This window comes from Megasphaera indica, assembly GCF_046614755.1.
In the GTDB taxonomy this organism is placed as follows: Bacteria; Bacillota; Negativicutes; order Veillonellales; family Megasphaeraceae; genus Megasphaera; species Megasphaera intestinihominis.
Window position 1 is genome coordinate 131,804 of record NZ_JBKKJR010000001.1, and the last position, 13,302, is coordinate 145,105.

The 13,302-nt window shown below is 57.0% G+C and carries 11 protein-coding genes and 1 other annotated feature (1 of these 12 running past the window's edge); of the genes, 10 read left to right on the forward strand and 1 reads right to left on the reverse strand.

The window, feature by feature from the left end; genetic code table 11:
- Positions 1-182: a binding site (T-box leader), on the forward strand (it extends 33 nt beyond the left edge of the window).
- A gap of 36 nt (positions 183-218) precedes the next feature.
- The 3 genes from thrS to rnhB all read left to right on the forward strand — a co-directional run bounded on the left by thrS (position 219) and on the right by rnhB (position 3,920).
- Positions 219-2,126, forward strand: coding sequence for a threonine--tRNA ligase (gene thrS / locus ACFCTO_RS00670; protein ID WP_499876169.1), 1,908 nt, complete (start codon positions 219-221; stop codon positions 2,124-2,126).
- Positions 2,127-2,265: 139 nt separating this feature from the next.
- The gene (gene ylqF / locus ACFCTO_RS00675) at positions 2,266-3,129 is read left to right on the forward strand and encodes a ribosome biogenesis GTPase YlqF (protein WP_499876170.1); all 864 of its coding nucleotides are present in this window, start codon (positions 2,266-2,268) and stop codon (positions 3,127-3,129) included.
- A gap of 2 nt (positions 3,130-3,131) precedes the next feature.
- Positions 3,132-3,920 (forward strand): ribonuclease HII, encoded by a 789-nt coding sequence (gene rnhB / locus ACFCTO_RS00680; protein WP_226884142.1) that lies wholly within the window; start codon positions 3,132-3,134, stop codon positions 3,918-3,920.
- Here the strand turns inward: rnhB and ACFCTO_RS00685 are convergent.
- Positions 3,912-4,865: a magnesium transporter CorA family protein gene (locus ACFCTO_RS00685; RefSeq protein WP_020310458.1), complete on the reverse strand. Its 954-nt coding sequence runs from the start codon at positions 4,863-4,865 to the stop codon at positions 3,912-3,914. The two genes, rnhB and ACFCTO_RS00685, sit on opposite strands and share 9 nt — an antisense overlap.
- 246 nt (positions 4,866-5,111) lie before the next feature.
- Here ACFCTO_RS00685 and smc point away from each other — a divergent pair, with 246 nt between their 5' ends.
- The 7 genes from smc (at position 5,112) to ACFCTO_RS00720 (ending at position 13,299) form a co-directional block, all read left to right on the forward strand.
- A complete protein-coding gene (gene smc / locus ACFCTO_RS00690; protein WP_499876171.1) occupies positions 5,112-8,666 on the forward strand; it encodes a chromosome segregation protein SMC in 3,555 nt (1,184 codons plus the stop codon).
- Positions 8,667-8,668: 2 nt separating this feature from the next.
- Positions 8,669-9,613, forward strand: a complete 945-nt coding sequence (ftsY, locus tag ACFCTO_RS00695) for a signal recognition particle-docking protein FtsY (protein WP_292301212.1) — start codon at positions 8,669-8,671, stop codon at positions 9,611-9,613.
- Between the two features lie 11 nt (positions 9,614-9,624).
- Positions 9,625-10,089 (forward strand): NanQ anomerase/TabA/YiaL family protein, encoded by a 465-nt coding sequence (locus ACFCTO_RS00700; protein ID WP_292301214.1) that lies wholly within the window; start codon positions 9,625-9,627, stop codon positions 10,087-10,089.
- Between the two features lie 14 nt (positions 10,090-10,103).
- Positions 10,104-10,916, forward strand: a complete 813-nt coding sequence (thiM, locus tag ACFCTO_RS00705; RefSeq protein ID WP_292301216.1) for a hydroxyethylthiazole kinase — start codon at positions 10,104-10,106, stop codon at positions 10,914-10,916.
- A complete protein-coding gene (thiW, locus tag ACFCTO_RS00710) occupies positions 10,909-11,412 on the forward strand; it encodes an energy coupling factor transporter S component ThiW (RefSeq protein WP_020310453.1) in 504 nt (167 codons plus the stop codon). Before thiM ends, thiW begins: the two co-directional genes overlap by 8 nt.
- Before the next feature lie 121 nt (positions 11,413-11,533).
- Positions 11,534-12,124 (forward strand): TetR/AcrR family transcriptional regulator, encoded by a 591-nt coding sequence (locus tag ACFCTO_RS00715; protein WP_292301218.1) that lies wholly within the window; start codon positions 11,534-11,536, stop codon positions 12,122-12,124.
- A 2-nt stretch (positions 12,125-12,126) separates the two neighbouring features.
- Positions 12,127-13,299 (forward strand): efflux RND transporter periplasmic adaptor subunit, encoded by a 1,173-nt coding sequence (locus ACFCTO_RS00720; RefSeq protein WP_292107327.1) that lies wholly within the window; start codon positions 12,127-12,129, stop codon positions 13,297-13,299.
- Positions 13,300-13,302: the final 3 nt, after the last annotated feature.

Genomic DNA, 13,302 nt, shown 5'->3' on the forward strand with positions numbered 1-13,302 from the left:
TCCTTTATTACAGAGAGAGGCACGATGGTGAGAGTGCTTTATAAAGTCTGGCAAGTTACCGCCTTGGAGCAGGATTCCCGAAGTAAGTAGGGGATCCCGGCCGCCCCGTTATCGCGCTTGAGTACATCGGATTTTCCGGTGAACTAGGGTGGAACCACGTGAGTTATGCTCTCGTCCCTTGAGGACGAGAGCTTTTTTTATTAAGGAGGATGTTTGTAATGGCAGAATTAGTATTAAAAGACGGAAGCAAAAAACAGTTTCCCGATGGCATCTCTCTTGCCGAAGCTGTCAAACAGCTCAGCAACAGTCTTGCAAAGAAAGTATTAGTCGCAAAGGTAAACGGTGAAGTCACGGACCTCCGCGAAACCATCGTCGACGGCTCGACCGTTGAATTCCTCACCTTCGCCGACCAGGAAGGGAAAGATACGCTCCGCCATACAGCATCTCATGTCATGGCACAGGCTATCCAGCACCTCTTCCCGGGCGTCAAGTTCGCCATTGGCCCGTCCATTGAAAACGGCTTCTACTACGACCTCGACACAGAACACCGTTTCACACAGGAAGACTTTGCTGCCATTGAAGCTGAAATGGCTAAGATCGTCAAAGAAAACCTTCCCATTACCAAAGAAGTCTTGTCTCGTGCCGACGCTTTGAAACTCTTCAAAGACGCTGGCCAGGATTATAAAGTAGAACTCATCGAAGACCTTCCGGAAGATGCCGTCATTTCCATCTACCGCCAGGGCGACTTCGTCGACCTCTGTGCCGGTCCGCACTGCGCTTCGACCGGTGCCGTCAAGGCCTTCAAGCTGCGCACCGTTGCCGGCGCTTACTGGCGCGGCGATGAACACAACAAGATGCTCCAGCGTATTTACGGGACCGCTTTTGAAAAGAAATCGGAACTCGATGAATACCTGAAGATGATGGAAGAAGCTGAAAAGCGCGACCATCGTAAACTGGGCAAACAACTCGACCTGTTCAGTTTCCACGAAGAAGGCCCGGGCTTCCCGTTCTTCCATCCCAAGGGAATGATCCTGCGCAACAACTTGCTCAAATTCTGGCATGAACTCCATGACGAAGCCGATTACGACGAAATCATGACCCCGATGATCCTCAACCGTCATCTCTGGGAACAGTCCGGCCATTGGGATCACTATCGCGACAATATGTATTTCACGACTATCGATGAACAGCCTTACGCCATCAAACCGATGAACTGCCCGGGCGGCATCCTGGTCTATAAGAGCAACGTCCACAGCTACCGCGACTTCCCGATGCGCATGGCTGAACTCGGCCTGGTCCATCGCCATGAACTCCACGGGGCTCTCCACGGCCTGTTCCGCGTCCGTTGCTTCACCCAGGACGATGCTCACATCTTCATGCTGCCGAGTCAGATGAAAGAAGAAATTTCCGGCGTCATGGACCTCTTCGACAAGGCTTACAAACAGTTCGGCCTGGAATATCACGTCGAATTGTCCACTCGTCCGGAAGACTCCATGGGCTCCGACGAAATCTGGGAACTGGCTACCAAGACCTTGCATGACGTCATCGAAGAACGCCACATCCCGTACGTCATCAACGAAGGCGACGGCGCATTCTACGGTCCGAAACTGGACTTCCACCTGAAAGACTCCATCGGCCGTACCTGGCAGTGCGGTACTATCCAGCTCGACATGCTCATGCCGGAACGCTTCGACATGACCTACATCGGCGAAGATGGCCAGAAACATCGCCCGGTCATGGTACATCGTGCCTGCTTCGGCAGTATCGAACGCTTCCTGGGCATCATTACCGAAAACTATGCCGGTGCTTTCCCGGTATGGCTGGCTCCGGTCCAGATCAAGTTCCTGCCCATCTCCGACAAACACCTGGCTTACTGCAAAGACCTGGCTAAGAAGTTCAAGAAATTGGGCATCCGCGTCGAAGTCGATGAAAGCAGCGAAAAAATCGGCTACAAGATCCGCAAGGCTCAGATGGAAAAAGTTCCTTACATGGCTGTCGTCGGCGATAAAGAAATGGAAAACGGCACCCTCGGCCTGCGTGACCGCTCCAAAGGCGATTTAGGCGCCAAACCGATCGACGAAGTCATCGCCCACATCCAGAAACTCACCGCAACAAGAGAAGGCTAATAGCGTGAGTTTGTAGTTTGCAGTTAGAAGTTTTAAAATAAAGCCATCTACTAAAAACTAACAACTAGTCACTAACAACTAAAAAGGGCTTGTCGTCGTTCGACAAGCCCTTTTTTCTCATCACCAAAGGAGATTCACTATGATAATCAATTGGTATCCCGGCCACATGGCCAAGGCCAAGCGCCTTATTCAGGAAAATCTCAAGATCATCGACGTCGTCATCGAACTCGTCGATGCCCGTATCCCTATGAGCAGCACCAATCCCATGATTAAGTCCCTCATCAGCGACAAGCCGTCTGTCGTCGTCCTCAACAAGGCCGACCTGGCCGACCCGGCCGTCCTCGACGAATGGGTGGCCTATTACAAGCAGCAGGGACGCAAGGTCCTGGCCCTGAACAGCAAAGGCGGCAAAGGGGTGAAACAGCTCATTTCCCTGGTCCGCTCCCTGGCGGCGCCGAAGCTGGCCCGCTGGAAGGCCCGGGGCCTCAAGAACCGCGCCGTCCGTACCATGATCCTGGGCATCCCTAACGTCGGCAAATCGACGCTCATCAACAAGTTGTCCCGCCGCAGTGCGGCCAAGACGGCCGACAAGCCTGGCGAAACGAAGGGCAAGCAGTGGGTCCACATCGGCGACCAGCTCGACCTCCTGGATACGCCGGGCGTCTTGTGGCCAAAACTGGAAAACCAGGTCTGTGCCTACCGCCTGGCAGCGACAGGGGCCATTTCCGATACGGTCTTCGACATGGAAACGGTCATCATGCAGCTCATCGAACAGTTATCGGCCCAGTACCCTGATGAATTGAAGGCCCGTTATAAACTGGAAACCCTCTGTGACAAACCGCTGGACACGATCGAAGCCATCGGCCGCAAGCGGGGCTGTATTGTTTCCGGCGGCATCGTCGACCTGGAAAAGACATACAAGCTCATCCTCAAGGAATTCCGCGAAGGCAAGATCGGTGCCATCTCCCTGGACCGGCTGGGCGAATGGGAAGGGGAGGACTGACCATGGACATCGAGAAACTCCGCGTCGCCGACCTCAAGGCCCGCCTGGCCGCTGGCGGTGACGTCCAGGACCTCCTGGCAGCCATGAAAGAAGACGGCCGCGTGTCGGTCCGCAAGCTGGCTGCCGCCTATATGCGCCAGAAAATCCGGGAAGAAGCCGAACGGGAACGGGTCCTGCACATGTATGCCCAGGAAACGGCTTACTACAACCAAGGGCTGTACCACGTAGCCGGCATCGACGAAGCCGGCCGCGGCCCGGCTGCCGGCCCGGTCATGGTGGCCGCCGTCATCCTGCCGCCCTACTGGGAATGTCCCGGCCTCAATGACAGCAAAAAAGTCCCGCCGGCCAAGCGGGACGTCCTCTATGATAAAATTATGGCTGAAGCCGTTGCCATATCCTGTGTGGCCAAGTCGGAAAAAGAAATCGACGAACTCGATATTTACCACGCCACCATGCAGGGCATGTACGACGCCGTGAACGGCCTGGCCGTGCCGGTTGAAGCCGTCCTGGTCGATGCCATGCCTCTTCGGGAACTGACCGTGCCCCATAAGTCCCTGGTCCACGGCGACGCCCTGAGCGCGTCCATCGCAGCCGCTTCGATTATCGCCAAAGTCACGCGTGACCGCCTCATGGTCGAATACGACAAAAAATATCCCCAGTACGGCTTTGCCGTGCACAAGGGATATTTGACGAAAATGCATATGGAAGCGTTGCAAAAATACGGGCCCTGTCCCATTCACCGCCGCTCTTTTGAACCCATAAAGAGCATGGTGAAGGGCCTTTCAGAATAAATCCTTCCGCCAGAGCATGATGACGGCGACGACGGTGCAGAACATGGCGATGCCTACGACGTAATAGAAGCCGGCTGTCGTGTCCTGGAAGGGGACGGGGACGTTGATGCCCCACAGGCTGAAGATGATCGTCGGGACGGCCAGCATGATCGTAATGGAAGCCAGGAATTTCATGACCAAGTTCAGGTTGTTGGAAATGATGGATGCAAAGGTATCGGACATATTCATGAGGATGTTGGAATACATCTCGACCATTTCGATAGCCTGCTTGTTTTCGATGATGACATCTTCCAGGAGGTCTTCGTCTTCTTCATACATCTTGATGAGGTGGTGGAGCGACGTATTGCGGCGCAGGCGCATGAGCCGTTCCATGACGATGCCATTGCTGCGCAGGGCCGACGTGAAGTACGTCAAGGATTTCTGTAATTCCAGGAGCAGGAAGAATTCCTTGTTGCGCATGGAATGGCGCAGGATTTCCTCGATGTCATCGGTCCGGCGGTTGATCTGCATCAAGTAGCGCAGGAACAGCGTCGCCGAACGGTACAGGATCTGGAATAAGAAACGCGTCTTCTTGAATGTATAGAACAGAGGATACTTATTCTCCGTAAAGGCGCGCATGACTTCTGTTTCTTGAATACAGAGGGTGATGATGAAGTCCGGTGTAATGAAAATGCCCAGGGGCAAGGTGTCATAACTGTCCGTTTCCAAGATGATTGGGATGTTGATGACGACAAAGATGTAGTTATCTTCGATTTCGACGTGGGAACGTTCTTCCGTGTCCAAGGCGGTTTTCAGAACATCAGTGGGGATTTCCGTGACCATGGATACGAGCTGTAAATCTTCGGAATCGGGATTTACGACGTGGATCCAGGATCCTTTTTCAGCCGATGCCAGGGAAATGTTGTCTTCCAGATGGCCGTTGCTGTGTTTATAAACTTGAATCATTACGGTACTCTCCCTTTCTGCAGAATGAGGGCCTTCAAACCCAAATTCTAATATAATCCATTAAGACAGGACTCGTCAAGGTTTTCCCTGATATTTTACACAAACTTTGCCCAGCCCTGGCTGGCGACGCCGTGGTGGCGGCAGGCTGGTAATTATGGTATCATTAACTGTACGAGTAAATAAGCAGGACTGCCATGCGGCGCCATACCGTGTCCGCCCGGGCAGTCCACAGAGAGAGTAGAAACTATGCAATTATTGAAAATGGAACTGCGGGGATTCAAGTCCTTTGCAGATAAGACGACCCTGACCTTCGACAAGGGCATTACGGCCATCGTCGGGCCCAATGGCAGCGGCAAGAGCAATATTTCCGATGCCGTCCGCTGGGTCATGGGGGAACAGAATGTCCGCCAGCTGCGGGGGCAGAAGTCGGAAGACATCATCTTTGCCGGGACCCAGACCCGCCGGCCCCAGGGGGCAGCGGAAGTCTCGCTGTACTTCGATAACAGCGACCACGCCTTGGATACGGAATTCACGGAAGTCGTCGTCACGCGGCGCCTCTTCCGCTCCGGCGACAGTGAATACTATATCAACCGCCGGCCGTGCCGCCTGAAAGATATCCATATCCTCTTCGCCGATACGGGTATCGGCCAGGACTCTATGGCTGTCATCGGCCAGAACCGCGTCGACCGCATCCTCAACAGCAAGCCCGAAGAGCGGCGGGTCATCTTTGAAGAAGTTGCCGGCATCAGCCGCTTCAAAGGCCGCAAGGCCGACGGCCTGCGCAAGATCGCCGAGACCGAGCGCAACCTGGAGCGCATCCGCGACCTCATGAGCGTCCTCGAAGAGCGGCTGGAACCATTGCAGGAACAGGCAGAAACTCTGCAGAAATTCCGCTGCCTCGACAGCGAGCGCCTGGCCTATGAAGGGACCGTGACCTTGCAGGAACTGCGCAACAGCGAACGCCTCCTGGCCAAAGCCGAGAACAGCCGCATGACGGCGGCGGCAGAAGAAGAAAAGGCCGCCCAGGAACTGGCAGCGGCCGAGGGAAAACGCAAGGCCCTGTTGGAGGTCATGGCGGCAGACGACGAAAAACTGCGCCGCCTCGATGAAGAAGCCATGGCCGTCCACAACGAGCTGGACAGCCTCGTCCACCGCCGTGAAGCCTGCCGGCAGCGGCAGGCCGAACTGGCCGATAACGAATCCCAGGCCGCTGACGACGCCGCTCAGCTGCAGCAGCGCCAGGCAGCCTGGCAGGAACAAAAAGAAACCCTGCAGGCCCAGAAGGACCAGAAAGCAGCTGAACTGGCTGCGGCTCAACAGGCCTTGACCTTGACCCAGACTTTGTTCGGCCAGGCTGAAGCCAAGGCCGAAGCGGCAGCCAAAGCCCTGCAGGAACGGGTCGACGCCAACTCCAAGCGCAGCCGCGACGCTTTCATGCTGCGCCGGGACAGTGAAGACCTGCGCCGCCGCCTGGAAGAAAATGAAGCCGCCTGCCAGCAGGCCCTGAAGCAGTGGGAAGACAAGAAGCAGACCCTGACAGCGGCAGAAGCCCGCCATGAGGAAGCCCGGGCCCAACAGGAAGCGTGCCAGAAAAAAGCCGCCGCCTTTGAAAAGCAGGCCGCCTCGCTGCGACAGAAGGCTCAGGAAAAGGGCCAGCGCCTGAAAAAAGGAGAAGACGAATACCGCCGCCTGCGCGGCGATGTCGACGCCGCCTCCCAGCGCATGCGCGTCCTCCAGAGCATGGAACAGGAACATGAAGGCCTGGGACGGGCGGTCAAAGTCGTCCTGACGGCCAGCCAGCCCTGGCGCAGCCGGCTGTGCGGCGCCGTCGGCGAACTCTGCCAGATCCCGTCGCGCTTTGCCGTCGCCATCGACGTCGCCCTGGGCGGTGCCGTCCGTTACGTCGTCGCCGAAGACGAAAGGGCGGCCAAACAGGCTATTTCGTATTTAAAAGACAGAAAAGCCGGCCGGACGACCTTCCTGCCCCTGGATACCCTGCGCAGCCGGCAGCGGACAGCCGATGAAGAACGGGCTGCCGGCGAACCGGGCATGCTCGGCTTCGCCTCCGATGCTATTTCTTATGATGCCAAATATGAAAAGGTCTTTTCATCCCTCTTAGGGCGGACCCTCCTGGCCGATACCATGGATACGGGCTCGGCTGTGGCCCGGAAATACGGCCATCGCCTGCGCATCGTCTGCCTCGACGGGACGCAGTTCAACGCCGGCGGCTCCCTGACCGGCGGCAGCGCCCGCAATCAGGAAGGTTCCCTCATCAGCCGGCGGGCGCTGCTGCAGGAATTGCAGGAGACCTGCCGCCGTGGCCAGCAGCGCCTGGAAACCCTGGCCGCTGAGGGCCGGGAACTGCGCCAGCAGGCCGAAGAATCTGCCCGGGAACTGGCCCAGGCCGAAGACCATTGGCGCAAAGCCAGCCAGGCTGCGGAACAGGCCCGCTGGCAGGGCGGTCAGGAAGAGAAGGGCCTGGCCGATATCCGCCAGGCCCTGGCTGATTTTGACCAGCGCGTCGAAGCCTTGGAAAAGGAACGGGCCGACATGCAGGCCCGGCTGGTCGCCAAGGAAGCCGCCCTGGCCGATATGGAAACGGGGCCGGCCGCCGATGTCCAGCAATGGCAGGACGCCTGTGATGCTGCCAAGGCCGAAGCCGCCCAGTGCCGCCAGACCTTGACGGAACGGCAGATTGCCGTAGCCAAACTGACAGAACAGGCCAGCCATGGCGACGACCAGCTGCGCCAGCATGACAAATGGCAGCAGGAACTGACGGTACAGGAACAGGCCCTGGCCCAGCGCCGCCGGGATTTGCGCCGCCGCCAGGAAGAAGCGGCCCGCCTGTTGACAGAACTGTCGAAAAATATTACCTTGAAAGAAGCCGATACGGTCCGCTGCGACCAGGCCAAAGAGGCTTTTTATCAGACCCGCAATGAGTCTTTGAAACAGAGCCAGGACCTGGATGGTGTCGTCGACGACCTGCGCCGGCGCCATCAGGATTGGCAGCAGCGCTGCAACGCCGCCGACATCCAGCGGGAAAAATACAAGAGCGATATCAGCCATCACGAAGAACGGCTGGCCATGCAGGGCCTGAGCCGCCAGGAAGCCATGGAGCGCCGCCGCGAAGGCTCGCTGAAAGAGCTCCACGACAAGGTCGCCTCCCTGAAAGGGCAGATTACAGCCCTGGGGACCATCAACCCGGCAGCTGAAGACGAATACAAGACGGCTCTGGAAAAGCGGGACTTCTACAACCGCCAGTGCGATGACCTGAAAGAATCGCGGGAAAAACTGCGGACTGTCGTCGCTGAAATCGACGCGGCCATGGCCGAACAATTCGCCAAGGCCTTCAAGGAAATCGGCGTCCACTTCCAGGATATCTTCAGCCGTCTCTTCGGCGGCGGTACGGCCCACCTGGCCCTGACCGACAAGGAACATATCCTGGAAGCCGGTGTGGAAATCTATATCCGCCCGCCAGGAAAGAAGCAGCAGTCCCTGACGCTTCTCTCCGGCGGCGAACGGGCCCTGACGGTCATTGCCCTGCTCCTGGCTTTTCTGGCCTATCATCCGGCACCGTTCTGCCTGGTCGACGAAGTCGACGCCGCCCTGGACGAAGCCAATGTCGAACGCATGGCCCGATACCTCAAGAATTACAGCGGTGCGACGCAGTTCATCGTCATCACCCACCGCCGCAAGACCATGGAAGCGGCCAATACCCTGTTGGGCGTGACCATGGAAGAAAAAGGCGTATCGCGCCTGCTGACTGTCAAAGTAGATGAATTGTTAAAGGAAGGAACATAACTATGGGATTTTTTTCAAAACTGCGCAAAGGCTTAGAAAAGACGAAACACTCGCTCATCCAGAATATCGAAACCGTCGTCCGCGGCTATGCCAAAATCGACGACGACATGTACGATGACCTGGAAGCGGTCATGCTCACCGGCGATATTGGCGTCGAAACGACGGAATACCTCCTGGACCAGATCCGGACCGGTGTCAAATCGAAGGAAATCAAAGACGGCAACGACGTCGTCCCGTATTTGGAAAAATGCATCGTCGCCCTGCTCAATGAAAACGATGAACCCCTGCCGGAAACAGACGGGACGCGGGTCATCTTCATCGTCGGCGTCAACGGCGTCGGCAAGACGACGACTATCGGCAAACTGGCCAAGTATTACAAGCAGCAGGGGAAATCGGTCATGCTCGCCGCCGGCGATACCTTCCGTGCGGCAGCGTCGGAACAGCTGACCATCTGGGCGGACCGCGTCGGCGTACCCATCGTCAAGCATCAGGAAGGCGCCGATGCAGCCGCCGTCGTCTTCGATGCCACGGCGTCGGCTAAAGCCAAGGGTATGGATATCCTCCTCGTCGACACGGCCGGCCGCTTGCAGACCAAGTCCAACCTCATGGAAGAATTGCGGAAAATGGCCCGTGTCGCCAGCCGCAACATCGAAGGAGCTCCGCAGGAAACGCTCCTCGTCCTCGATGCCACGACGGGCCAGAATGCCGTCAGCCAGGCCAAACTCTTCGGCGACGTCGTCCCCCTGACGGGCGTCGTCCTGACCAAGCTCGACGGGACGGCCAAAGGTGGCGTCATCTTGTCGGTCAAGCGGGAATTGGGTGTTCCCGTCCGCTGGGTCGGCGTCGGCGAAGGCGTCGACGACCTGCGTCCCTTCGATGCCGCCCAGTTCGCCGATGCCCTGTTCGATAAAAACGTCGCAGCCCGCGAAGCCAGCGACGAAGATTAGGAGGGAATCCCATGTTCGTAGGTAATATTTCCCAGTATGAAAAGGAAAGCCGTTTCCTGCCGGAATATATCCGGCCGTGGATCGAGAAATTGTCTTCCCTGGTCAAGTCGGACTTGAATCCCGGACGCCATACCTTCGATACGGTGAACTACATGAATGTCGACGTCACGGAAACGGCGCCGGCCAGCCAGCGTCTGATGGAAGCCCACCGCGACTACATCGACGTCCAGTACGTCCTCGAAGGCGAAGAGAACATCGGCTGGCAGCCCTTATGCCAGGCCGGCCCTGTCGTCGATGACAGCCGGGCCGACAGCGATGCCTGGTTCTACAATCCCGATGTCGCCGACGATACGGTCATTGCCATGACGCCGGGAACGTATGCCATTTTCACGCCGGCTGACGGCCATCGCTGCCTCTGCGCGCCGGACGGGGAGGGGAAGGCCATCAAGAAGGCCATCCTCAAGCTCCACGTCTAGAAGGGGGGATGAAGATGGAACTTATTCCGGCCGTCGCCAAGGCCCTTGAGGAACTGCGCCGTCAGCGGCCCCTCATTCACCATATCACCAATTTCGTCACCATGACTGACTGCGCCAATGCGACCCTGGCTATCGGCGCGTCGCCGACTATGACCAATGCCGTCGAGGAAGTCGCCGAAATGGCGGCTGCCGCCAGGGCCCTGGTCCTCAACCTGGGGACGCTCCAGGCGTGGACCCTGGAGGCCATGCTGGCAGCCGGTAAATCGGCCGCTGCCCACGGCGTGCCCATCGTCTTCGACCCCGTCGGCGCCGGCGGTACGACCTTCCGCACCCAGGCGGCCCTGCGCCTGCTGGATGAACTGCCTATGGCCGTCATCCGCGGCAACACGTCGGAAATTACCTGCCTGGCAGCCCATAAGAGCGGCCAGGATTTCGGCGTCGACAGCCGTCTAGGCCCAGCCGACCCGGCCCTGGCTTCGTCCCTGGCCAGCCATCTCGGGACGACCGTCGCCATCACCGGCGCCGTCGATGTCCTTTCCGATGGCTGCCAGACGGCCGAAATCCGCAACGGCTGTCCCATGCTGACCTATGTGACCGGTACGGGCTGCATGACGACGTCCCTCATCGCCTCCTTTGCCGCCGTGGCCGACCCGTTCACAGCCGCAGCCGGCGGCATCCTGGCCATGGGCATCGGCGGTGAGCTGGCCCTGGCAGAGGAGGGGAAGAATGGGCCGGGGACCTTTCACGCCCGTCTCTTCGATGCCTTTTATCAATTAAATGATGCTATCTTACAAAAATATGGAAAGGTTGTAGTACATCGTGAATAATACTGAACTCAAGAAAATGACAGTGACGGCGATTTTCATCGCCATCGGCGTCCTCCTGGCGCCTTTCGTATCCTTTCCCTTCGGCGGTGCCCGGGTCTTCCCGCTGCAGCACCTCATCAATGTCCTCTTGTCGGTCCTCGTGGGCTGGCGCTATTCGACGGCCGGTGCTTTCTGCATTTCATCCATCCGCATTGCCATGGGCGTCGGTACCGTCCTGGCCTATCCGGGCAGCATGATCGGCGCCGCTTTATCCGGCGTTTTGTATAAAAAAACAAATTCCATATGGGGTGCCGTCATCGGGGAAATCGTCGGGACCGGCCTTCTGGGCGGCCTCATCGCCTATCCTGTCGCCGCTTTCGTCCTCGATTCCAAAGTCGTCGCCTTATGGTTCTTCATCGTTGCCTTTTTGCCCAATACCTGTATTGGTGCGGCCTGTGGTGCTGTTTTATACAAAGTCCTGCCGATTCGGAAATTTGCCGAAGAATTGAGAAAATAATAATATCAACTTGTTTATTGACTTATAAGGTGCTGTATATTAAACTATAAATTGGTACTGAGTTTTATAGTTTGAGTTTCAAAAGCAGCACCTTGTATTTTTTTGAGTAGGACGTGTTTACATGACAGAAAATATCCGCGCCAAGATTCTGGCCGAAGCCCTTCGTGAAATCAACCGCCATGGCTCCGATTTCCACATGGACGACTTAGCCCGTAATCTGCGCATCAGCAAGCGGACTTTATACGAAAATTTTTCGTCGAAACAGGAAATCATCGAACAGGCCATCACCGATTTTACCGATAAGATCTATGCCTATCATCAGCGTATCGTCAGCAATCCGGCCATGACTTGCGAAGCCAAGCTCATCGCTTATTTCGACGTGCCCAGTGACAACTGGCAGGTCCTGTCCGTGCGGAAAACATCGGATCTCCTGGCAAAGATGCCCGGTACTTGTGAACGCTTGCAGTCCCGCTATAAAAAAGACTGGCTCCTTTTGGAACGGCTCCTCGATGAAGCTCAGGAGACAGGAGAATTCAAGCCCTTTGATAAGTTCCTGTTCTTGCGTATCCTGCATAGCGCAGCCGATGACATTATCGATTATTTTAATGATGTCAAACACGATTCCACCTTTAGTGACTATATGAAGCGCTGTATCAACGTCTTGCTCTATGGCATTAAAAATCAGGAATCGAAAGAAATAGGAGGAAAGTGAAGATGATACAAAAACGCAAACTTGCGACGATGAGCGTCACCGTACTCACCATCGCCGCGCTCTTAGCCGGCTGTGGGGCCAACCAAAGTGCGACTAAGGCTCCCGTTGCAGTCAACACGTACAAAGTCGTCGCCGCGGACACGCCGGTCAAGGCCGAGTACAGCGGTACTGTGACGGCAACAGACAAGGTGCCTGTCCGTCCCAAGATTTCCGGCCGTGTCGTAGAAAAATACGTCCAAGGCGGTCAGGAAGTCACGGAAGGGCAGCCGTTGTTCCGCCTCGACAGCCGGACCTATGACGCCGCCCTGGCCCAGGCCAAGGCTACCCAGGCCCAGTCCGAAGCCAATCTGGCCAATCAGCAGCTGAACCTGCGCCGTTACCAGACCCTGGCCAGCCAGGACGCCATCCCGCAGCAGACCGTCACCGACCAGGAAGCGGCTACGCAGCAGCAGCAGGCTGTCGTCGAAGCCAATGCAGCCCAGGTCGACGCTGCTCAGGATAACGTCGACGATACCATTGTCTATGCTCCGTTCAGCGGCAAATTGAACGTCGATGACGTACCTATCGGTACCTTTGCGACGGCCGGTTCGACGGCACTGGTCACCATTTCTTCGACCAATCCGGTCTATGTCGAATTCTCCATCAGTGAAGCCGAATACCTGCAGATGACCAAGCAGGCTGCGGACAACGCCGGCAGCTGGGGCGACCATCTCCTGCTCCGCTTGAGCGACGGCACCATGTATCCTTATGAAGGCCATGTCACCCAGGTCAACCACGGCATGGATGGCAACTCTGGCTCGATCATCGTCAAGGCCGTCTTCGACAATCCGGATAATCTCCTCATCCCAGGCCTCTATGCGACGGTCGTTTCCGATACCCAGATCCAGCGCAATGCCCTGTCCGTACCGCAGCGCGCCGTCCAGCAGACGCTGGGTAAATATTATGTATCCGTCATCGACGGCAATGGCGAAGCCCAGAACCGGGAAGTCACGCCGGGCCAGAAAGTCGGCAAATTCTGGATCATCAACGATGGTCTTCAGGATGGCGATACGATTATCGTCGACGGCTATCAGAAGGCCAAAGGCGCTGCCTTGGACCAGCACCTGCTGACCAAGGCCGATATCGACAACGACAGCTCCGATACGTCGTCGGACACATCATCGTCAAATAGTTAGGAG